The sequence below is a fragment of the Enterococcus phoeniculicola ATCC BAA-412 genome (assembly GCF_000407505.1).
Lineage (GTDB): Bacteria > Bacillota > Bacilli > Lactobacillales > Enterococcaceae > Enterococcus_K > Enterococcus_K phoeniculicola.
In genome coordinates this window covers 1074568-1097812 of record NZ_ASWE01000001.1, presented here as the reverse complement: position 1 = coordinate 1097812, position 23245 = coordinate 1074568, and the positions used below count along the sequence as shown (strand labels likewise).

22 protein-coding genes and 1 other annotated feature are annotated in these 23245 nt (G+C 37.2%); of the genes, 2 read left to right on the top strand and 20 right to left on the bottom strand.

From position 1 onward, the window contains the following. Positions 1-3 precede the first annotated feature (3 nt). Genes I589_RS05005 through I589_RS04970 form a run of 8 tightly spaced genes read right to left on the bottom strand, consistent with a single transcriptional unit; the run spans position 4 to position 7872 of the window. Positions 4-1380, bottom strand: coding sequence for a V-type ATP synthase subunit B (locus tag I589_RS05005; protein WP_010769206.1), 1377 nt, complete (start codon positions 1378-1380; stop codon positions 4-6). Beyond that, positions 1373-3154, bottom strand: a complete 1782-nt coding sequence (locus I589_RS05000; protein ID WP_010769207.1) for a V-type ATP synthase subunit A — start codon at positions 3152-3154, stop codon at positions 1373-1375. Before I589_RS05000 ends, I589_RS05005 begins: the two co-directional genes overlap by 8 nt. Positions 3155-3172: 18 nt before the next feature. Further along, positions 3173-3484 carry a V-type ATP synthase subunit F gene (locus tag I589_RS04995; protein WP_010769208.1) on the bottom strand — a complete coding sequence of 104 codons (312 nt, stop codon included), beginning with the start codon at positions 3482-3484 and terminating at the stop codon, positions 3173-3175. Next, positions 3474-4466, bottom strand: coding sequence for a V-type ATPase subunit (locus I589_RS04990; protein ID WP_010769209.1), 993 nt, complete (start codon positions 4464-4466; stop codon positions 3474-3476). The genes I589_RS04995 and I589_RS04990 overlap by 11 nt, the downstream gene beginning before the upstream one ends. An 11-nt stretch (positions 4467-4477) precedes the next feature. Then, on the bottom strand, positions 4478-5062 hold the full coding sequence (locus tag I589_RS04985; protein WP_010769210.1) for a hypothetical protein: 585 nt from the start codon (positions 5060-5062) through the stop codon (positions 4478-4480). Between the two features lie 16 nt (positions 5063-5078). After that, a complete protein-coding gene (locus tag I589_RS04980; protein WP_010769211.1) occupies positions 5079-5549 on the bottom strand; it encodes a V-type ATP synthase subunit K in 471 nt (156 codons plus the stop codon). A 3-nt stretch (positions 5550-5552) separates the two neighbouring features. Then, positions 5553-7562 carry a V-type ATP synthase subunit I gene (locus tag I589_RS04975; RefSeq protein WP_010769212.1) on the bottom strand — a complete coding sequence of 670 codons (2010 nt, stop codon included), beginning with the start codon at positions 7560-7562 and terminating at the stop codon, positions 5553-5555. Beyond that, positions 7549-7872 (bottom strand): hypothetical protein, encoded by a 324-nt coding sequence (locus I589_RS04970; protein WP_010769213.1) that lies wholly within the window; start codon positions 7870-7872, stop codon positions 7549-7551. The genes I589_RS04975 and I589_RS04970 overlap by 14 nt, the downstream gene beginning before the upstream one ends. 107 nt (positions 7873-7979) lie before the next feature. Then, positions 7980-8028: a sequence feature (sodium ion sensor (DUF1646 type); this cis-regulatory element may regulate processes involved in with the transportation of sodium ions), on the bottom strand. A gap of 152 nt (positions 8029-8180) precedes the next feature. On the opposite strand from I589_RS04970, the gene I589_RS04965 reads away from it, so the two are divergent. Both I589_RS04965 and I589_RS04960 read left to right on the top strand, forming a co-directional pair. Beyond that, positions 8181-8900: a gamma-glutamyl-gamma-aminobutyrate hydrolase family protein gene (locus I589_RS04965; protein ID WP_010769214.1), complete on the top strand. Its 720-nt coding sequence runs from the start codon at positions 8181-8183 to the stop codon at positions 8898-8900. Between the two features lie 564 nt (positions 8901-9464). Then, entirely contained in the window at positions 9465-11021 is a 1557-nt protein-coding gene (locus tag I589_RS04960; RefSeq protein ID WP_010769215.1) for an ABC-F family ATP-binding cassette domain-containing protein, read from the top strand. Between the two features lie 378 nt (positions 11022-11399). On the opposite strand, the gene I589_RS04955 is transcribed toward I589_RS04960, so the two are convergent. The 12 genes from I589_RS04955 to zapA all read right to left on the bottom strand — a co-directional run bounded on the left by I589_RS04955 (position 11400) and on the right by zapA (position 23054). Further along, positions 11400-12179: an aldo/keto reductase gene (locus tag I589_RS04955; RefSeq protein ID WP_081628373.1), complete on the bottom strand. Its 780-nt coding sequence runs from the start codon at positions 12177-12179 to the stop codon at positions 11400-11402. Between the two features lie 380 nt (positions 12180-12559). After that, positions 12560-13819 carry an ABC transporter permease gene (locus I589_RS04950; RefSeq protein WP_010769217.1) on the bottom strand — a complete coding sequence of 420 codons (1260 nt, stop codon included), beginning with the start codon at positions 13817-13819 and terminating at the stop codon, positions 12560-12562. Continuing rightward, positions 13812-14711 (bottom strand): ABC transporter ATP-binding protein, encoded by a 900-nt coding sequence (locus I589_RS04945; RefSeq protein WP_010769218.1) that lies wholly within the window; start codon positions 14709-14711, stop codon positions 13812-13814. Before I589_RS04945 ends, I589_RS04950 begins: the two co-directional genes overlap by 8 nt. A gap of 15 nt (positions 14712-14726) precedes the next feature. Further along, positions 14727-15425, bottom strand: a complete 699-nt coding sequence (locus tag I589_RS04940; RefSeq protein ID WP_010769219.1) for a DUF2812 domain-containing protein — start codon at positions 15423-15425, stop codon at positions 14727-14729. Then, positions 15422-15733, bottom strand: a complete 312-nt coding sequence (locus I589_RS04935) for a PadR family transcriptional regulator (RefSeq protein WP_010769220.1) — start codon at positions 15731-15733, stop codon at positions 15422-15424. Before I589_RS04935 ends, I589_RS04940 begins: the two co-directional genes overlap by 4 nt. 537 nt (positions 15734-16270) lie before the next feature. After that, positions 16271-16471, bottom strand: coding sequence for a helix-turn-helix transcriptional regulator (locus I589_RS04930; protein ID WP_010769221.1), 201 nt, complete (start codon positions 16469-16471; stop codon positions 16271-16273). Beyond that, positions 16471-16857 carry a hypothetical protein gene (locus I589_RS04925; protein ID WP_010769222.1) on the bottom strand — a complete coding sequence of 129 codons (387 nt, stop codon included), beginning with the start codon at positions 16855-16857 and terminating at the stop codon, positions 16471-16473. The genes I589_RS04930 and I589_RS04925 overlap by 1 nt, the downstream gene beginning before the upstream one ends. Before the next feature lie 220 nt (positions 16858-17077). Next, a complete protein-coding gene (gene uvrC / locus I589_RS04920; protein WP_010769223.1) occupies positions 17078-18859 on the bottom strand; it encodes an excinuclease ABC subunit UvrC in 1782 nt (593 codons plus the stop codon). Positions 18860-19058: 199 nt separating this feature from the next. Further along, positions 19059-19373: a thioredoxin gene (gene trxA, locus I589_RS04915; protein ID WP_010769224.1), complete on the bottom strand. Its 315-nt coding sequence runs from the start codon at positions 19371-19373 to the stop codon at positions 19059-19061. Between the two features lie 111 nt (positions 19374-19484). Beyond that, positions 19485-21851: an endonuclease MutS2 gene (locus I589_RS04910; RefSeq protein WP_010769225.1), complete on the bottom strand. Its 2367-nt coding sequence runs from the start codon at positions 21849-21851 to the stop codon at positions 19485-19487. Positions 21852-22048: 197 nt separating this feature from the next. Continuing rightward, on the bottom strand, positions 22049-22597 hold the full coding sequence (locus I589_RS04905) for a CvpA family protein (protein ID WP_010769226.1): 549 nt from the start codon (positions 22595-22597) through the stop codon (positions 22049-22051). Positions 22598-22613: 16 nt separating this feature from the next. Beyond that, positions 22614-23054, bottom strand: coding sequence for a cell division protein ZapA (gene zapA / locus I589_RS04900; RefSeq protein WP_010769227.1), 441 nt, complete (start codon positions 23052-23054; stop codon positions 22614-22616). Between the last annotated feature and the right edge of the window lie 191 nt (positions 23055-23245).

Here is a 23245-nt window from a genome sequence, read left to right as displayed (position 1 = left end):
GACTCACGCCCCTTCAGGTAAATACTGATCTAACATATCATCTTTTATTCGTTTCAGCTCTGTACGCGGCAGCATGGACAAAAGCTTCCAGCCCAAATCAAGCGTTTCCTCAATCGAGCGATTAGTTGTGAATCCTTGGTTTACGTATTCTTTCTCAAATTGTGTTGCAAATTTTGCATAAGATTTGTCATTATCTGATAAAGCAGATTCTCCTAAAACAACACCTAATTCTTTTGCCTGTTTTCCTTGTGCGTAAGCTGCAAAAAGCTGATTCATCGTGGCAGCATGATCTTCTCGTGTTTTCCCAGGACCAGTCCCCTTATCTTTTAATCGGGATAAAGAAGGAAGCACGTCAATTGGCGGCTGAATGCCACTCTTATACAATTCGCGAGAAAGGATAATTTGTCCCTCTGTGATATATCCTGTTAAATCGGGAATAGGGTGTGTTTTATCATCTTCTGGCATTGTGAGAATAGGAATTTGTGTCACAGAACCTTTTAACCCGCGAATTCGGCCAGCTCGTTCAAATAACGTGGCTAAATTTGTATATAGATATCCGGGATAGCCACGGCGACCAGGAACTTCTCGGCGAGCAGCAGAAATTTCTCGAAGCGCCTCACAATAGTTTGTCATATCTGTCATGATAACTAGTACGTGCATTCCTTTTTCATAGGCTAGATATTCTGCAGCAGTTAACGCCATCCTTGGTGTAGCAATCCGCTCAATTGCAGGATCATTTGCCAGGTTCATAAACATCACCGAGCGATCGATGGCACCCGTTTGACGAAAATCTTCCATAAAAAATTCTGCTTCTTCAAAGGTAATTCCGATAGCCGCAAAGACGACAGCAAATTCTTCCTCACTATTTAATACGCTTGCCTGACGTGCAATCTGTGCAGCTAGTTCCTTATGAGGTAAACCTGAACCAGAAAATACTGGTAGCTTTTGTCCCCGAACAAGCGTATTTAGATGGTCAATTGCAGATATTCCTGTTTGAATAAATTCATCAGGATAATCTCTGGCGACTGGATTGATAACTTCCCCATTAATATCCACCATTTTTTCTGGTAAGATTTCAGGACCATTATCCTTTGGCCGCCCTAAACCATCAAATACTCGTCCAATCATATCTTCTGAAACTGCCAGTTCTAAAGGATGACCTAAAAAACGAACGGCAGAGTCTCTTAAATTAATGCCACTTGTTCCTTCAAAAATTTGAACCATCGCTTTATCTTCATGGACTTCAAGAACCTGCCCACGACGAATCTCGCCATTTTGCATACGAACTTCGATTAGCTCTTCATATTTTACTCCAGAAACCTTGTCAACCGCCATTAAAGGGCCCACTACTTCGCCAATTGTTCGATACTCTTTAATCATGAGACATCCCTCCTTCAGCGATAATTTCTTGCATTGTTTGTCTGATAGACAGTAGATAGCTATCTAGTTTTTCTAATTCTGATTCTGGGATATACTTGCTTCTGGCAATTCGGTCTCTTAGTTGAACCGTCCCATCCATAATTTCATGTAAATAAGAGCCCAATTCAAGGGCACGTTGTCCTTCTTTTTGGAAAGTCAAAATCATATCCAACATTTTAAACTGTTTTTCTCGTGAGGTAAATGTATCCACCTCATCAAACGCATTTTGTTGAAGATAATCTTCACGAATCGATTTTGCCACCTCAAGTGTTAGACGATCTTTATCAGATAAAGAATCCACACCGACTAATCGAACGATTTCATTTAATTGCGCTTCTTCTTGAAGAATGCGCATTCCTTCAGTCACCATTTCAGACCAGTCTGCTTGTAGTGCTTGATCCATATATTTCCCAACTTCTGCAGAATACAGTGAGTAGCTTTGCAGCCAATCGATAGAAGGGAAATGTCGCTTCTGTGCCAACAATGAATCTAGCCCCCAAAATACTTTTACAACACGTAGAGTATTTTGTGTAACAGGCTCAGAAATATCTCCACCTGAAGGAGAAACCGCACTGATAGCAGTGATACTTCCTTCACGATGATCAGATCCAAGAGCAATCACTCGCCCAGCACGCTCATAATATTCTGCTAAACGACTTCCTAAATAAGCAGGATATCCTTCATCACCAGGCATTTCTTCTAGCCGTCCGCTCATTTCACGTAGTGCTTCTGCCCAACGTGAAGTAGAATCCGCCATAATTGCAACGCTGTAGCCCATATCACGGAAATATTCAGCAATGGTGATTCCTGTGTAGATGGACGCTTCTCTGGCTGCTACAGGCATATTAGAGGTATTAGCAATCAGAACGGTTCGCTCCATAAGTGATTCTCCTGTTTTAGGATCAATCAGCTCTGGAAATTCGTTTAAAACATCAGTCATTTCATTGCCGCGTTCCCCACAGCCTACATACACGACTAAATCAACATCTGCCCATTTAGCAATTTGGTGCTGTACCACTGTTTTCCCAGCGCCAAATGGTCCAGGGACAGCTGCCGCTCCACCTTTAGTTACAGGAAAGAATGTGTCAATCACTCGTTGCCCAGTAATCATAGGTGCGTCCGGATTTAATTTTTCTTTGATTGGCCGACTCCGACGAACTGGCCATTTTTGGAGCATGGTTAACACTTTGTCCCCTTCTTCTGTTTCAAGAACACAGATGGGTTCATCAATGGTATATTCCCCGCTATAAATCTCTTTAATCGTTCCTTTGACTCCATTTGGAATCATAATTTTATGGAGAATAATCGCTGTTTCTTGAACAGTTCCAATAATATCTCCAGCACTTACGGACTCTCCCACGGCTTTAACTGGCTCAAATAGCCATTTTTTCTCGTGATCTAGGGCAGGAAGCTGTACACCACGTGCCAAAAAATTACTCTTAGTGATTTCCATAAATGTATCTAGCGGGCGTTGAATACCGTCAAACATTTGTGAAAGAATTCCGGGAGCTAATTCAACAGATAATGCTTCTCCTGTCGTTCGCACGGCTTCTCCTGGACCGATACCTGATGTTTCTTCATATACTTGAATCGATGCTACATCTCCACGCATCTCAATGATTTCTCCAATGACACCTAAGTCCCCTACCAGACACATATCTTGAATACTGGCATCTGACATGTTCTCAGCCATGACTAAAGGACCGGATACTTTAATAATTTTTCCTTCTTGCAATTTCCCATCTCCTTTGTCTTATAGAATATTTTGACCAACTGCCCGTTCAACATTTTTTTGAATATCAGAAAGGCCTGTTCCCATTGTTCCTTGATGATTGGGAATTAAAACAATTGCCGGTGAGACTTCTTCTTTGTACCGTTGAATGGTTTCTTTTGCTAAGTCTGCACATTGTTCGGTGACATAAATGACTCCGTACTTACTATTTGCCATTTCTTCAATACTTTGACGAACAGCTTTACCTGAGTGACCATAACGTACATCAAAGCCGAATAGCTTAAAGGGCAACACGGAATCTTTATCTCCTATCACACCAATTTTATAAGCCAAGCTGTCTCATCCTTTCTCTAATCATACTCGTTGAGAAGTTTCCTCGTTTTCCTACGATAATTGTTCGTAAATTTTTTGCTTCAATTTCTTTTGCATGTAAAAAAGCCAAAAGTGGTAATGGACCAAATGCTTCTGTCTGTGCTTGTTGATACTGGCTGGTTAAATAGTTTTCTGTACAAGCTTCCAATGACACGAAATCAATGGTTTTCTCTTTTAAAGCAGGAGCAACTATCTGACCATAAGGTGAATCCTTCAGAAAAAGAATAAACTCTTTCATAGGTTTCTCTGAATAGGGCAAATAGGTCTCTTTTTTTATACTTCCAGAACTAGAAAGTACACTTGTCATAAACGCCGTACTTCGATTTTGTCTAATTCCACGAGCGACCGTCGAAATATTAGTCAAATCAATAAACGCAATGATTTCTTCCAGTAATTCAGGAGAATTTAATTTTTCTCCAAGTTGCCGTTGCGCAGTCAAAAAATGCCGATCATAAATGACATCAATTCCTTGTAAAATAGTTGATTCTTCTAGATACTCATTTACTTCATGAATGCTGTCCATCAGTAGTGCGGGTAAGCGCGTTGACGTACCTGATGAGATTGCTTCCTTCAGCCATTCTTTTTCGTAAAGACCGTCGTCTATAAATAGATGATCAAGCTCTTCACCAATAAATAATGCTTTACTGAAAACTTTCAAATTATGAAAGGTGTAGCGCATGGTGTAAATCCAGACGAGTTCTTTTTGCGGTGTAATTTCAACAAGCCAGCGAAAAAGCCGACTTCTTTGAATCGCTAGATTTTTTTCGAAATCATGCTCAAAGCCCTCATAGATAAATTCTCGATAGATGGTCGTCATTAGTAACTGACCGACTTCTTCCACAGTAGCAGCCTGAATGAGTCGATCGATGGTTTCTTGTGAAAGTAATTCTAATTCTTTTCCTCGAATTAACGGGTTTACTGTATGATAGCTAGCTTGCTTCAAAAATATCCCTCCTATCCGAATAAATATGTGGCCATTTCAAAGCGCACGGATTCTTCAATGTCCTGAATAAGATTTTTATACAGAAAATTGTACTGTACACCATGATCATCAATTAAAAATCCAGCTTGATTTGGTACTAAACTCTTAGAGAGTCTCAACTGATAGGGCAGTTCTTTGGTGATTAGTGAAAGCCATTCTTTTGTAAAGATTTCAGTTGATTTTTCGCCAGCTAAAAATATTTGTTCTCCAGTTAAAGGAAGTGTGGACAAAGCCTCTTTTGCAAATTGGCGTTGGTCTTGTTTTGTCCAGCTTTGCATGGCATAAAGTGCTTCTGTAAACAGACTGTTCAGAAATTGCTGTTTTTCTGTTAACAATTGTTGTCGGCTCTCCATTTGTTGCCGTGTTTGCAGCTGCTTATACTTCTGAGTGACTTGCTGCAGTTGTTTTTCTCTTTGTTTAGCTGCTGTTTCTTCTATTTGTTTCTTTTTTTCAAAAAACTCATTTGTTTGTCTTGTCTGTTCTGTCGTTTCGATAAGTGTACGTTCTTCAGCCGATTTTTCATTAATTTGTTGAATAATTTTTTCAATCGAATCCATGTACTATTCCCTCCTGTTAAACATTTAGGACAAGTAGGAAGGAAATAACTAATCCTAAAATGGCGTAAGTTTCAACCATTGCAGCAAAAATGATTCCTTTAGTCGCATGTTCTGGTTTTTTAGCAAGAATTTGAATACCAGCTGCCGCTACTCGTCCTTGTGCAATTCCTGAAAATAGACCAGTAAATGCAATAGGTAATGAGGCACCTAAGTATCCTAACCCTTGGATGACAGTCATATCACCTGATAAGTTAATGAAAATTAAGAAGGCAATTACGAATCCATATAAGCCTTGTGTCCCTGGTAATAGCTCAAGAATGAGGGCTTGTCCGAATTTTTCTGGTTGACTTGTTGTCAATGCTGCTGCCGCTTCTCCTGTCATCCCCACTCCTTTTGCTGATCCGATACCTGAGAAAATTGTTGCTGTAGCCATTGCTAGTACAGCAAATACCATACCGCCATTTTGATTAATTAAGTAGTCCATCATTGTCTAAAATTCCTCCTGTTGATTCTTTTTTTTCGATTCAATATTCATATATTTTTCTGCTGTTTTCAATGGGCGAAACGGTCTTCCCCCACCTGAGTAAAACTTTCCAAAGTATTCTACATATTGGAGTCGTGCCCCATGTACATATGCGCCTAATAATGATAAAAACAGATTTAAGGCATGCAGGACAAGAATCAGTAAAATACCGATAGTAAATCTTGCAACTGGCGGCATAAATGCCACTAACAAATTAAATGCAGAGGCAATACTTCCTCCTGAAATTCCTAAAGCCATTAACCGTGTATAACTGACCAAATCACCGATATAGCCAGTCACTCCATAGAGATTATAAGCGCCTTTTGCCGCCCCTTTTAGTTTAGAAGGAGACTGAATAATCGGGATGACTAAAATAGAGAGTGCGGATAAGCCTGCAATGATACTTCCAGTTAATAGAACCGCCTGACTCTTCAAAAGTAGACCACCAATCGCTACCAGTGCCAAGCCTATTAGAATTCCCTGCCAAGAAAATCCATTGCTTATAGCAGATAAATATTCTTTTTTCTTGATATGCTCTTTTCCTGCAATAAATAATCCGACAAGTATTTGTATAAACCCGAAGACAACCGATAAAATTAAGATTGTTTCCATGTCATCCGTGGTGGAAAGAAGTGGAAATGGCAAGGAAATACCAAATACTTCTGTGGGTAAAGCCATGCCGAAAAACGAACTATACACAAGCCCCCATAACATAGTGGGAATAGAAAGTATTTGAAAAAACTTTACAAAGCGTGCGGTTCCTTTTGGAAGTACTTGAAGCTTTTGAAACAGTAAGGTTCCTAAAAGCATAACTAGCCCATAACCAATATCTGCAACCATCATTCCAAAAAAAACAAAGTAAAATGGTGCCATCCAGGGTGTCGGATCAATCTCTTCATACTTTGGCAAGCTATACATTTCTGTTAGCATTTCAAACGGACGTATGAGGGGATGATTGTTCAGCTTTGTTGGAATTTCTGTTGTGATTTCCTCTTTTGTGGGTGCTTCAAAGCTGATGTATACCGCTTGTTTTCCTAATTCTTGAGAAAGAAACTCGGTTAGCGGTTGTTTGTCTTCAGAAGCTATCCATCCCTGAACGATCGTTAGATGCTTTGCTTGTAAGAGCTGATGCTTAATTTTTTCACGTTCAATATGTGCAAGGACAACTTCTTCTGCCCACTGAAGCTCTCGAATCAGCGAATGATTATTATTTATTTGTGTGAATAGCTCCTTTTCTTTAGCAGAAAGAAAAGCTAGCTCTTCTTTTACTAGAGCTTGTTCTTTTTTAGGCGCGTGGTTATATGGATAGTCTACTTTCATAAAATGAAATTGAGTGAGTATCTCTTCAACAAGTGGTTGCTGTGTTTTTAAATTTAGAAGACCTATATAGGTCTCTGTTGGATGATGGAAGAGCTCTTCTACATGGGTCTCTGTCTTTTCTCTAAGCATATCGATAAAATCAACGCGAGAAGCTTCCCGAATGATTCCCAGTGTAAGTTGTGTTTCAGAAGATAGCCATTCATTAGGACTTATATCTAGATAGCGCCAATTTTCTAACCAATTTTCTTTTTTCAGAAGCGCTTCTTTTTTTTCTTGGAGAGCTTCCCATTCCTTTTTTAACGTAAGAATTTTTTCAAGTAGAGGTGAAAACTGGGTTTCATTAAATGTTTGTTCAAGTTCCTTTAAAGAAATTTCTTGTCTACGTAGCGTGTTCTTTTTTTTATTGACACTGTTTCGTTGAATAAATAAACTTGCTTCTTCAATTTTGATTAATAGATAGTGAAGCTCCTCTTCTTTTGATTCCTGTTTCTCATTAAAAGCATCAGAAAAATAGGTTTCTATCCAACGGTTGCTAGCCGATTTCTGAGATAAATCTCGTACCTCAATGGCTTGTAGCCCTTGAAGTGTCTGCAAGACGTTCTCTAGCTGTGTTTTTTCCAAAATAATGGAAACTTTCTCCATTTTAGAGACGGCCATAGGTTTGTTTCACCCTTTCAATAATAGTCTTGACTGCTTCATCTTTTCGCTCTTCATAGAGTCGCTGATAATTTTTTCTGGTTTTTTCCGCAGACAAAAGCCATTCTTTTTTCTCGTTTTGAAGAGCTTCCTGCAAATTAGACTCTAGAAGCTCAACCTCGTGGAGTGTTTTTTCTCGCAAGTTTTTTTGGATCGTCTGCAATTCTTGTGTTTGCTCTTCCTGTTTTTTCTTCAATGATTGGATAAGTGCTTCTTTCAATTGTTCATTGTGACGTTCTGCTTCTTGAATCTTTTGTATTGCCTCTAACATGACATTCACATCCTTTTCTTGACAAAAAAAGACACTGAACCTTTTAAGAAAGTCCAGTGTCTTTGAAATGACAATGATTAGTTGTTGGTGGATGCTTTCTTTCCCCGTTCTTCTCACCCCTTGAAGAACCTGATCCTTGAAAGCTTTCGCCCAACCATTTGTATTCAGATATGATTTGAGTATACCAAAAAAAATAACAAATGCAAATAACTTTCGTTTATCAAAATACGCTCCTTAATAAAAACTAAAAATTTTTGAATGTTCAATGAACATGATACAATAGGTAGGAAAATGAAAGGAATGATTATGTGAACCAACCAATAATTGGAATTGCTGGCAATCAGTTAATTCACGCAACAGATGTATTTAATGGCAATCTTGTTACCTACACTCCTCAAGGATTTATAAATGGCGTGTCAGAAGCAGGAGGACTTCCTTTCGTTCTGCCAGTCAGTGATCCAAATAATGCGAAAGAGTATATTGGAAAAGTTGATAAACTATTACTGGCAGGTGGTCAAGATGTGAGCCCACGCCTTTATAATGAGCAACCGCACCCAAAACTTGAAGAAACAAATTACCATCGCGATCTTTTTGAAGCGGCTTTAATTAAAGAAGCTATCGAACAAAAGAAACCGATATTTACTGTTTGCCGTGGTACACAGTTACTGAATATTGTGATGGGAGGAAGTCTCTATCAAGATCTTTCTTTATATGAGAACTGGCAAGTCAAACATGGTCAACAACCAACAGCTCCACAATTTTCTACCCATAGTGTTACGGTTGATGCAACAAGTAAACTAAGCATGCTCGTTCAAGATGGTTCTTATGTTAATTCTTATCATCACCAGGCGATTAAGGAGTTGGCTCCTAATTTAGTAGCTACTGCTTGGGCAACAGATGGAATTATTGAAGCCGTTGAAGCAAAAGATGGCTCGGCAATCTTAGGTGTGCAGTGGCATCCAGAACTCACCCATACCGTAGAACAAAAAGATCAGGCTTTATTTGATTACTTTGTAAATGAAATGTAGCAATCATTAACCTAATTTACTGAACCCTTAGGAGACAAAATTCTTAAGGGTTCTTCCCCTTTGTCTAACCTTCTTTTGCTATTCAGTGCCTAGTCATAGGCTCAACTTTTAAGTAGTAATTAGGACAGCTGCAAGTGAAATGTCTCTACTGATTATTTAGAGGAAGAAGAGTTTAATAAAGTGGTTGTTGAGCAGTATCAATGGTGTTTTTTGAATCAGAGTGCAATTTTAAAAATGGGCTCATTTTTTAGATTGCAACAAGTTAATATTGCCTAATAAATTATACTATGATAGAGTTTAAGAGCGAGGAAGGAGTTTTTTTCATGTATCCATTATATATATCGACTACTTGCTCCCTACAACTTAATTTGATGAAGTGTTGTATGGAGCTTAATTAGAGGGAAGGAAAAATAGAGTACTTCCTATATTCATCAGTAAAGAATTGACAAAGATTAGTATGGTTCATTGTACTATCTTTATTTGTTTTTTGCTGAGAATGAGAAGGCCAAGACATTTCTATGTCTTGGTCTCTTTTTGTTTTCAGCAAGTATAGGAGGAAGAAAAATGGAAGTATTAAATGTAGTAGATTTAGAATATTCATATTCAGAAGAAATGTTGTATAAAAAAAGTTCGTTTAAGCTGATGGATGACGATCATATGGCAGTTGTCGGTCCAAACGGCTCTGGAAAAAGTACCCTGTTAAAACTACTGTTGGCAGATATTATGCCAGATAAAGGAGAAATAAAGTGGCACAAGCAAACCAAAGTTGGCTATATCGATCAATTTGTTACAATTGATGAAAATTGTACAGTAGAAGATTATCTCCTAGAGGCGTATAAAGATTTATTTGCTCTTGAATCAAAAATGACGAAGTTGTATTCAGAATTTGCTGATTCAGGTGAGGAAAAATTATTGAATCAAGCAGCAGAAATCCAATCGCAATTAGAAAGTAGAGACTTTTACACGATACAGCAATTCACTAATTTGATTGTACAAGGGTTAGGCTTAGACCACATTTATATGGGCGGAAAAATGATTGCTTTGGGACAAGGGCAACGACTAAAAATTATGTTAGCTAAACTCTTGTTGGAAAAGCCAACAGTCATGATATTGGATGAACCAACCAACTACTTAGACAAAGAGAATACAGAGTGGCTAGCCAATTATTTGCAAAAATTCAATGGCGCGTTTATTGTTGTATCGCATGATTTTTCTTTTGTCAAAAAGATTGCCAATTGTATTTGTGATGTCGACTTTAAAAAGATAGAAAAATATCATATGGGCTATGAGGAGTATTTAAAGCTAAAAAAATTAAAGGTAGAAACGCACCAGAATGACTATGTCGCACAACAAAGAAAAATCAAAGAAACAGAAGAATTTATTCGAAGAAATATTGCGGGAATTCATACAAAAATGGCACAAGGAAGACGTAAGCATTTAGAGAAAATAGAGAGGATTGAGGAGCTAAAAAGCACCCCCATTGCTTCAATTAAATTCAAATATACACCGACAAGTTCAACAGAATTAATAAAAACTAATGACTTAACCGTAGGGTATACTGAACCATTGATTAAAAATATCAACATGGTTTTGAAAAAGGGAAAGAAACTAGTTTTTACAGGAGAAGAAAGTAGTGGGAAAACAACGTTAGTTAAAACCTTACTTTCTGAATATCCACAAATATCTGGACAAGTACATTTTTCACCCAATACACATATCAATTATTTTTTGCAAGAACTCTATTGGGAGAATGAACGAATTACACCGATAGATTATTTAGCAGAAACGCACGTTACGCTCACGTATGAAATTATCCGACGTGAATTGGCTAAATGCGGTTTACCAGAAGAATTAGCTTCTAGAGAGATAGCAACATTAAGTGGTGGAGAACAAACAAAGATAAAAATTTGCGACCTAACATTGACCGGATGTAATGTACTGATTTTGGATGATCCAACAAAACACTTAGATGAAAAAAGTAAAACTTCTCTAGCCTTAGCGATTAAAGAATTTAAAGGAAGCGCCATTGTGATTTCAGATGATAGTCACTTTTACGAAACTTTCTGTGATGAGATATATCGTATTAAAGACAAGCAGTTAATTTCTACTGTAAAGTTTTAAGATAGATGAGATACGCTCATTATCGTGAATCAGACGAAGTTTTAACAGAAGTATTCAGCTCAGAGAACCAAATAGAGAGGCAAATTCAACCAATTTCCGAAGCCTCTAACTACGCACGTTTCATGCGTAGAACTTGTTGAGAGACAAACGAACTGGAGACATTTAATCTCTAAGAGCGTCCTGCCTTTAAAGATTGATGAGTTGCCCCTCCTCAACACGGAATGGAAATGCACGCCCTCTCTTCCCTCTGTTTCGTTCGATTTTACGAGGGTATGCTTGGAATGTAAATCTTAACGAAAAATCCAGATACCAGTCAAATTGATTGGCATCTGGATTCTTTTTTTGTATAAAATTGGGTTAAAATGACCTCTGTTTTATTTAAAAATCGAATGAGTCAGGGTTTGATCCAAGTCGTTCATCAATATTCAGCGCATTAATTTGTTGGATTTCTTCTGGCGTTAATTCGAAATCCGTCACATCAAAATTCTCTTTAATTCGACCTTCATGAGAAGATTTTGGAATGACAATAATATCGTTTTGAAGATGCCAGCGAATAATCACCTGAGCGGCTGATTTTCCATATTTTTTTCCGATTTCTATAAGAGTCGGTGTTTCTAATATTTTTCCTTGACCTAATGGAGACCATGCTTCAACAGCAATAGATTCTGAAGCAAGATACGCACGCAAAGGCTCTTGAGTAAGCGTTGGATGAATTTCTATCTGATCCACCATTGGTTTGATTGTTGCGCTGGTCATCAAATCTTCTAGATGGTGTTGGTGGAAATTTGATACGCCAATGGCTTTTGCACGACCACTTGCATAAATTTCCTCTAATGCTCGCCAAGAATCTTTATACTTTCCAGCAACAGGCCAATGAATTAAATATAAATCGACATAGTCAAGCCCAAGACGCTCTAAGCTAGCGTCAAAAGCCTTTAATGCGGACTCATATCCTTGATCATCGTTCCAAAGTTTTGTTGTAACAAAGATATCCTCTCTGGGAACAGAAGAGTGACGAATGCCTTCTCCTACCCCCTTCTCATTTTTGTAGACCATTGCTGTATCAATCATTCGATAGCCAGCCTCAAGTGCCCATCCAACTGCTTTTTCAGCTTCGCTATCCTCTACGCGCCAAACACCTAGCCCAAGACGCGGCATTTGAAGACCGTTAGCTAATGTTTTCGTTTTATCCAAAGTGACTCCTCCTTAATAATGCGTTTTCTCTATTGTCTATTTCTTTTTTTCTCTCGTCAATTATTTTGATCTATTTGGATAAATGTAGGTTGAACATGAGCACAATCAAGGAAGATTTTTAAATCCACTAAAAAAAAAGACGACCGAAAATCGTATAAAAGATTTTCGGTCGTCTTTTTTGATGAGACTTATGTCGCAAGTACACTCTCGTGAAATCTAACGAAACGCAGAGATGAAATATACCTATTCGCTGCTACAGATTACGAACCCTTACTTCCGACGATGTACAGTACCTGTTCTCGGAGCTGAATGTTTCTGTCCCAACCTCTTCACTTACAATACATCTATTTTTTTTTCTCATTTCTCATAATTGAGATGGATTGTTTCAAGGAAGAAATGAGTCCACCTTCACTGTAAACTAATACGTTTGATTTATACAGAGCAGCTGATAAGAACATGAGAATGAAAGTTGAAATTAATAAAACAACAACAGAGATTGCAGCACCACCCATGCCAACTGTTTCGTTAGCTAAACGAATAGGCATCACATAAGATGAGAGAAACGGAATATACGAAGTTACTCGAATCACAATATTGTTAGGATCCGCTGCACCTAAAGTCAGTCCTAGCATGTAGGCACCTAGTGATAAATACGTAACCGGTAAAATCGCTTTTGCTGTATCCTCTGCTTTATTAACAAGAGATCCACATAATGCAGCCAAAACAGAATAGATAAGAATACCTAAAATGATAAAAATAACAGTGTAACCTAAGAATGGGCCAATAATTTTTTGTAACGAACCACTTTCTGTAAATTGCTTAACGATTTCAAGGTCTTTAAACTTCATATAACTTGCGCCAAAAACTGCGGCATACAAAACAATTTGTGTAACTGCAACAAGTAAAACACCAGTCAATTTTCCATAAAAATGAGTTTGTGCTTTTGTGCTTGATAAGATTACTTCCATAATACGTGTTCCTTTCTCAGAAGCAATCTCTTGAGCGATAATTTGTGCGTAGGTCAAAATAATGACAAATAAAAGAATTGTTGCAACATAGCTAACAATAAATTGCAGTGCACTGTTGTCTTCGCCTACTTGCATCTTTCCATCTTCATCAAAACTGACTTTTTGTTTCACAAATTCGGCTGGCTGACTCAAGCTGGCCACTTCTTCTGCATTCAATCCAAGCTGGGCTGCGCGACCGGATGATTGAAGAGAGGCAAGGGTTTGCTGAAGAATTAACTCTGTACTTTGCCCCATAGAAGACTCACTAAAAAGTTCCCCTTTTACGTTTTCTCCATCAATGGTTAGTACCATGTATGCATCAATTTTTTCGTCTTTTAGTTGTTTTTGTGCGCTATCCTCAGAGTTGACCACTGTAAACTTGTAGTCTCCTGTTTTATCTTTCGCTAACGCCTCAGCAAGTTCAGGTTGATTTGAAACAAGTCCGATTTTATCGACTTCGGACATATTTCCAGCAAAAGTACCTGCTAGATAAACAACACCTACCATAATAAATGGAACAAGGATCATAATTAAAAAGGAGATTGATTTCACATTTTTCTTATAAACATCTGACGTAATAATCCAAAACTTATTCATGTGTAGCACCAGCTTTCATTTTAAATATTTCTTCTAAGGTTGGCGGTTGTTGATTGAACATAGGAATATAGCCAAACTGTGTCGCACGAGCAAAAATTTCTTCCCCTGCTTTTGGATCAGATAAAGTGACTTCTATACTCTTATCTTCTCTTTGATGTGCTTCTTTGACGCCTTCAATGGATTGAACGTTTTCCAAAGATAAGTCTGATTCTAAAAATACTTTTGTTCGACCAAAAGATTGGCGAATCTCATGAACCTTACCGTTCAGCACTGTTCGACCATTATTTAACATAATTAAATGATCACAAATTTTTTCCACGTTATCCATATTATGACTTGAAAATATAACACAAGAGCCTTTTTCCTTTAGTTCAATAATGCCATCTTTTAAAAGTTCTGCATTTACCGGATCCAGCCCGCTAAATGGTTCATCTAAAATAATTAGCTTTGGTTCATGAATTAATGTTGCAATAAGTTGTACTTTTTGCTGATTCCCTTTAGATAAAGATTTTACTTTATCTGTTTTCTTTCCTTTAACCTGAAATTTTTCCATCCATTCGTCAATTTTAGGTTCAATTTCTTTTTTTGATTTCCCACGAAGTGCAGCAAAATAAATTAGCTGATCTTGAATAGATATTTTAGGATACAGTCCCCGTTCTTCTGGAAGATAGCCAATGATGTCATAATCTTTTTCATTAAGCGTATGGCCATTCCAAAGAACTTCACCAGAATCTGCAGATAAGAAATCTAAAATCAACCGAAACGTAGTTGTCTTCCCTGCCCCGTTTTGTCCAATTAATCCCATAATTTTTCCTTCCGGAATTGTAAAGCTAAGATTATCTACAGCTGTATAATCTCCAAAAGTTTTTACCAAATCTTTCACTTCTAACATAACCTTCACTCCTTTTTATAATAAGTTTCCTAGTAGATGAATCATGAGAAAGCTTATACAGCCCCCCATAAAACCACCAATAATCATTAAAATAATTACATCCCGTATTTTTCGCTGCTTTTTCGCAAACTTCTCAGGCTCCTTATAAAATTCAATTCGCTTTCCATAAGTGAGACGTGAGAAAAGAACATTCACGATCATTCCAACAGGCCAAAAAGCAAATAGAAAGCCAAAAAAGTATAAGAAAAAGCGAATCCATTCATTGGATAAAGGAGTACCAGTTTCCTGTCTAGTGATAACTAATAAATAAATCATTGCTATTCCAATAGGAAATGTAACTAGGCTGCGAAAAACTGCCCAACTCCATTCTTTATAAATTCTTTCTCGATAACTTTGCGGATCAGTATAAATAGGTGAGGCATTCAGAGGAGCCTCAAAATAAAAATATTTTTTTCGATAATTATAAATAGTTTTCCAACCTGCTTCCTCATACAAAGCTAAATAGTCCGGAATATCATTTTTTTCACCATCGTAAAAATCAACAGCAAATTGTTTTTCTTCTGGACATCCTTTTTTAAAGACTAATACGCCAAAACTCGTCATTCTGACAAACTTCCATCCTTGTAGCGCTTGTTTTTTTAATATGGTCATTTCTAACTCAGGATAGAACATGACACCGCTTGTAATCAGATATTTTCGATTCTTAATAATCATGCGTTTCCTCCTTCGGCTAATAGCTGTTCCCCAGCTTCGAAAAAGAGTTTTCGTCTTTGAATGTCTTTTTTTAGAATTTCTTTCCCTAAATCGGTAATAGAATATATTTTTTTCCGATCAGTTGTTTCTTCTAATACAATGTAGTGATTTTTCTGTAATTTTTTTAATATGGTATACATACTTGCTGGACCAATTTCAACAGTTCCTTTCGTTAACTCACTAACCTCCTTCATAATGGCATATCCATGCTGTGGCCGTAACAATGCCAACATAATCAAATAAGTGGAATCTGTTAATGCATCCTCCATACTCTTCACTCCTTGTATCACTCAGAGATATATCATCATGTGATATATCTTATACCGATATATTATCAAAGGATATAGTTAGTGTCAATAATTTCTCCTATTTCTATCAGAAAACGTGGTTTTATTAAAAAAGAGCGAGTGTTGGAATAGAAGCAACTCCTTATTAGTTCTCGGAGCTAACTGCTTCTATCCCAACCTCAACTCTCCTAAAATTTTGATGAAGGGTAGAATGGAGGAAACTAACTTCCCACTACGGTTGTCTCTCAACACCTTCTATGTATGGAGCAAGCAAGAATTAAAAGATTTCACAAATAAGTTGAAGTCATATTGAAAGAAAGACTTTTGCGTTTCCGGTCATTTTCGTGATTTTCTCTTACTTTTGTAAATCGCGGAAGTTTTACTTCCGAGGAGGTACAGTACCTGCTTGTTTCGTTGAGCCAAACACTTCTGTTTTATTTTTCTTGTTACACCTAAATAATTTGGGAAGAATCTCATCCTACAGAAAATGAAGGTTCTATCTTTGTTTTATTTTTTTCTCTAGTCATACCAGAAAAGCGATTCGATAGGTAATTGAAAATAGTGTGCAAGATCATAAGCGAGCTTTAAGGAAGGATTGTATTTTCCCTTTTCTAAGCGAATGATCGTTTCTCTGCGCACCTCGACAAGTGCTGCCAGCTCGGCTTGAGAGAGTCCTTTATTTAAACGATGTTCCTTTAGATTTGTTTGTAAACTTGCCATTAGTTCTTACCTACTGAATCGATAATTAGAAAAGAAAGGCCATGTACCAATAGAATTGCTGCTACGCTGATTAACATCAAAAATGCAGTAAGTTGAACCGAGATAGCAGTCATCATTAAGAGCGCTGCAAGTACAACTAATCCAGTAAATAAAATGAAAAATGTAACTGCGCCAGCCATCATAAAGGATTGTTTTCCCCGTTCATCAAATGTTTCTTTTCGACTAATCAATAGATAGATAGAAAAGCCAACTGCGACGATTATGTATAAAAGTGCTGGATAAAATTTTGGATTTCTTAGTAAAAAAGCGGCTGAGTAAATGATGGACGCCAACATAATTTCCAGTGAATAAACGGTACCCTTTAATTCTGTTAATTTTTGTTTCATTTTTATTTCCTCCAATTTATTTTGAGACGCTTAGTCGTTTGTTCAGAATCTATAGATACGTGACTATAGCTCTCTTATTTATGTGATATATTTATCACTGTTACAAATATATCACATAAATAAATAAAGTCAACAAAAAAACTATAAGCAATTTTCGCATATTTAACAGTTGTCAGAAAATTTAGACAACTGATTGTCACAGCGATTGCTTATAGTTTATTTACTTATTTTCTTCTGATAATGCGTTGTGAACATTTTGAGCGACATTTTTCGGCAGTCCGACTGCTTGCAAATCCTCTATCGTTGCAGCCGTAATATTTTTTAGAGATTTAAATTCTTTGAGAAGTGTTTTTTTCCGTTTTGGTCCTAGTCCTTCAATCCCATCTAGTTTAGAGGCAAAACTGTTTTTACTTCGTAATTGACGATGAAACGTAATAGCGAATCGGTGAACTTCATCTTGAATTCGTTGAAGTAAGAAAAATTCTTGCGAGTTTCGCTCTAAAGAAATGACCTCAAGTGTTGGACCAAATAACAATTCACTTGTTTTGTGCTTATCATTTTTTGCAAGCCCTGCGATAGGAATATCCAGCCCCAATTGATTTTCCAAAACATCTTTTGCTACATCCACTTGACCTTTCCCCCCATCAATGAGAATCAAGTCAGGTAATGGGAGACTTTCTTTTAATACGCGTGAATATCTACGATAGATAACCTCTCTCATTGAAGCATAGTCATCCGGGCCTTTTACAGTTTTAATTTTATATTTTCTATATTCATTTTTTGCGGGTCGTCCATCGATAAATACTACCATTGCAGAAACGGGATCTGTTCCCATAATATTCGAGTTATCAAACGCATCAATCCGTGTAGGAGTAGGAATATTCATGGCATTTCCAAGTTTTTCTACTGCTCCGATTGTTCGTTCTTGTTTTCGGACAATTAAATCAAATTTTTCATTGAGCGCAACTGTTGCATTCTTTCCTGCCAGTTTCACGAGTTTTTTCTTTTCCCCACGTTGGGGTTGGAGTACTTTTGTATGAAGTAAAGCTTCCACACTTTCTTGATCTACATCATCAGGAATCAAGACTTCCTTAGGAATAAAATGCTGATTTTCCTGATAAAATTGTCCTATATAGGTTAAGAAATCTTCTGATGCTTCATTATAGAATGGAAAAATGGAGACATCTCGTTCAATTAATTTTCCTTGTCTGACAAAAAATACTTGTACACACATCCATCCTTTGTCAACAGCATAACCAAAAATATCCCGATCAATTAAGTCCGCATTGGTCATTTTTTGCTTGGTCATAACTGTTTCAATGGACTTAATTTGATCTCGATACTCTGCCGCACGTTCAAATTCCATATTTTCTGCGGCTTCGTTCATCTTCTTTTGTAAATCCTCTTGAATAACCGAGTGTCCTCCATTTAAAAAGCGTTTGATTTCTTCTACCATTGTTTTATAACGTTCTTTTGGAATGTCAAAAATACAAGGAGCTAGGCATTGTCCCATATGATAATAAAGACAAACTTCTTTAGGGAGAACCTTGCATTTACGGAGTGGGAACAATCTATCTAATAGGCGTTTAGTTTCATTTGCTGCACCAACATCTGGATAAGGACCAAAATACAATGCTTTATCTTTCAATACTTTACGAGTAATTAACAAGCGTGGATAATCTTCGTTAGTAATTTTGATAAAAGGATAGGTTTTATCATCTTTAAGCATAATGTTATATTTTGGATCATTTTTTTTGATTAAATTAATTTCCAATAACAGTGCTTCAATATTTGATTCGGTTACTATATATTCGAAATCCTCAATTTCACTAACAAGTCGTTCAGTTTTTCCATCATGACTCCCAGTAAAATATGAGCGGACGCGATTTTTTAACACTTTGGCTTTTCCAACATATATGATCGTCCCATGTTTATCTTTCATCAAATAACAGCCGGGCTGATCAGGGAGTAAGGCCAATTTATTTTGAATTCGTTCGTTCATTCCTAATCCCCTTTCTTTCAAAGCTATCTATCATTATACCATGTCTGTCAAAAAAATAATGAGACTGATGATTGAAAGGATAAAGAAGAAATTCTGTTTCTAAACAGGCTAAGTGCTCTATAGCAGCTATGTTCTTTCCCAAAAAAGAAAAAGCCTAAGTCGCTGAATAAATCAACGACCTAGACCTTGTGAACAAAAATTATAGGTGTTTAGCAACCAATTCTTGTAATTGATCTTTTGAATGCACACCAATTACTTTCTCCACAACTTCTCCATCTTTTTTCAAGATAAGTGTTGGGATACTCATAATACCAAATGAAGAAGGTGTTTCAGGATTTTCATCCACGTCCATTTTAACGATTTTTAATGAACCATCATCATATTCTTCACTTAATTGTTCTAAAATAGGCGCTTGCATACGACATGGACCACACCATGTAGCCCAAAAATCGATGAGTACAAGACCATTATCTGTTTCTTCTGCAAATGTTTTGTCTGTAATTGCTTCAGTCATTATAAACGACCTCCATTTATTTAAGTCTAGCTGTATTATAGCACCTGTTTGAAAATCTCTCTACTTATCTGCTTACAATAAGTAAGATGTTTGAGTATGAGAGAAACAAGGCTAGTTAAATTTCACAATGGTTGCTCCGTTGCCGCCTTGGTTTGCTGGTGCAAATGAATAGCTTGCCACACTGCGATGATTTTTCAAATATTCAGTAATCCCTTGTCGCAAAGCACCTGTCCCTTTTCCATGAACAATCGTCACTTGGGGGTATCCCGCTAAAATGGCCGCATCTAAATATTGATCTACTTCGGCTAGCGCTTCTTCATAACGTTTACCCCGCAGATCCAACTGATTCGGTACATGACTGCTCTCAGCTGAACGTACAGAGTGAATAACTCTTTGAACCGGCTCTTTTTGCGGTGTTAAAGGGGTCATATCTGCTTCATCTACCTGCATTTTCAAAATCCCCAATTGTACTTGCCATTGATTAGCACCCATTTTTTTAAGCAAGGTTCCTCGCTGTCCATAGGTATTCACCATGACCTCGTCACCTGTTTTTAAAGTTTTTTGTTCTTTTGCTTTCTTTAAAACTTTATTTTTCTTCAAATGACCTTCGTCTTGGTGGAGGTTTGCTAGCTGTGTTTTAACATCAATTAACTGATGCTCTTTTACACCGGCTTGTCCATTAGCCAACTGCATTTTGCGAATATCTGAAATAATTTTTTCAGCTTGCTCTTCTGCTTCAGAAACAACCTCATTTGCTTTTTTCCGTGCTTTAGCTAGCTGATTTTCTCGTTCTTCAAAGAAGAAACTATAGGCCTCTTTTAATTCATCATGAAGGTGTTGTGCTTCTTCTACGTAATGGCGGACTTCTAAATACTCTGTTTCAGCCATTTTTCGTCGATTTTCTAAATCAGCAATCATTTCATTTAAATCTTGACTCTCTCCATCCATAATTTGTTTGGCTTCATCAATTATTTGTGTATCCAAGCCTAGACGTTTAGAAATCTCAAATGCATTGCTTCGCCCAGGAACGCCAATTAACAGACGATAGGTTGGACTTAGTGTATCCACATTAAATTCCATACTTGCATTGATGGTATTTGCTCGATTGTAGCCATAAACCTTCAACTCAGGATAATGAGTAGTTGCCATAACATAAGCAGATTTTGCACCTAAAGCATCTAAAATCGAGATAGCTAAAGCAGCCCCTTCTTGAGGGTCGGTTCCTGCGCCTAATTCATCAAACAAAACTAAGCTATGCTCATCTACTCTTCCTAAGACATCAACAATTGTGGTCATATGAGAAGAAAAAGTAGACAGACTTTGTTCAATAGATTGCTCATCACCAATATCAGCAAATATTTCTTCAAAGATTCCCATCTGACTCTCTTCTTCTGCAGGAATCGGCAATCCTGCCTGTCCCATAAGCTGGAGTAATCCTAACGTTTTTAGCGTAATTGTTTTTCCCCCTGTGTTTGGTCCAGTGATAACGACCGCCTGATAGTCTTTTCCAATAGTAATATCATTTGGCACAGCCTTCTCCTGATCGAGTAGAGGGTGACGTGCTTGTTTAAACACAACGTGGTTTTCTTCACTAATAGTTGGAACAATTCCTTTAATTTCTTTTCCAAAACGTGCTTTTGCATTCATCAAATCCAATTTTCCAATCACATAGGCATTATGCAAAATGTCTTGTCGATAGGGAACCAGTTCAGCGGATAACTCTGCTAGAATACGTGCCACTTCATTTCTTTCAGCAATTTGATGCTGACGAAGTCGATTATTTGATTCAACAATTTGTTTTGGTTCCACGAATAGTGTTTGACCTGAGGCACTTTGGTCATGGACCACACCACCAAAGATGCTTCGATATTCTTGTTTTACAGGGATGACATATCGCTCATTTCTCATCGTAACGATTGCATCACTAAGATATTTCGCGTTTTTTCCACGAACAATACTATCTAGCTGTTCACGGATTGTTTGTTCGCTGCGACGAATATTCTGACGGATAATTCGAAGATCAGGAGAAGCCTCATCTGTCACTCGACCATCTTCATCGATTGCGGCTTTTAATCGTTGATTTAAAGCCGGAATAGTAATCAGTTCTTTTTTCCATTCATATAAACGGAAAAATTCGATTTCACTATCCTCCAAATCATTTATAAAACGAGTAAGTTCGCTAGTTGTAGAAAGAACTCTTGCTACTTGGGCAAGTTCCACGCCATTCAAGTCTGCTCCAATCTCTATTCGTTTCATGTGAGGTCGAATATTTTCAAGTTTTGGAATTGGAATGCCACCACGTAAGCGCTGCACCTTAAGTGCATCGTCTGTTTCTTGCATCCATGCGTGAATCACCTGTGAATCACTAACAGGGACAAGCTGATTGATTTCATCTATCCCTTGTGCCGTAACTAAATATTGTGCCATCATTTGTTTCACTTTATCAAAGTCTAAAGTGGATAAAATTCGTTTATTCATTCTTTCACCTACTTTTAAAAATTCGTGTTCTTAACAAGGCGGACAGATGCAGATAGCTCCCATCACTAAATAGGAATTGTACATCATCGAACTATTTAGTTCGTGAGTGGTAACTATGATAAGAAGCTACTTTTCCAACCTTTATTAAGATTTGAAGAGAGCGGATGTAACTATTTGAGTTAGATCCTGCTCTCTTCTTATTTCAAAATAGTATTCACCCAAAGATCTTGGATTTGTTTTGAAAATACAGGGGTATTCTCAACAATTGAGCGTGCAAGGCCACTTGCTCGAAATTGATTTTGAATAAAATCAACAGGAATTAACGTGAGCAAGCTGAGTACAAGAAAAATTCCAATATACATTAATGCCGCACTAACTAAACCACCCGCTACCCAGTCAAACTGATGTAAGATAGGCAAATACGTTAAACTATGGGCAAAGATACCTATCAAGCGAGTTACTAACCACCCTATAAATAAGACAATAAGAAAGGCAATTGCAGCATAGTATGCTTGATCCAATTCTAGCCCCATCTCTTTTGTAAAGAATACAAGTTGTGAGTTTTCTGTTACAGAGGGGTATGGAATGTACAATTCAAGCTTAGGTGCCAATTCTTTGTAATAATGTCTAGCCGCTAAGTAGGAAAGAAAGTAACCAACTGTATAGACTAGTTGAAGCGTTAGTCCTCTTCTTGCGCCAGAATAAAAAGCAATCGCTAAAAAAAGAAAAATGATAAGCGTGACCATAAAACACTCCTTCCCACTATTCGTGAGCAGTTTTTTGTTGAATTTGACGTTTGCGATTTTCATTTAGAATTTGCTGCGCTTCTACATGATTTTGGATTTCAACATCCTCTTGACCATTTTGATCTAGTACCTGACGAGCTTCAGCTTCAATTGCTTCAATTCGCTTCACTCGATTCTCTAGTTCTACAACCTTGACGGCTGATTGTTTTAGTTCCGTAACTCGTTTTTCTAATTTTAATAACTGTTCTTGTTTTTTCAGCTGATCAGAAATCGCATTTACAGCTAGTAAAATGGATGCTTGTTCATTATCAATTTGTGGAGACATTTGTTTAATTTCATTTAATTGATCATTGACAAGTTTCGTCACAATATCCATGTGGCGTTTTCCTTCTTGCCCAATAATCGTATAATTTTGGCCAGCAATCACTGCTTTATACCGTTTCTTTTCTTGCACCATGTAGATTATTCCTTTCCGTTTTCAATCCATTACCTACTATTGTAGCATGAGTGAGTTTACTTTGTGTGTTGAATATAATTAAAATTTTCGTTAAAATTCTAAATTATTATAGGGAAATTACTAAAAGCCTGTCAAATGGAAAATGAACGATCCATTGTATGGCTGAGTTCAAATAGACTGCTCCTAAATTA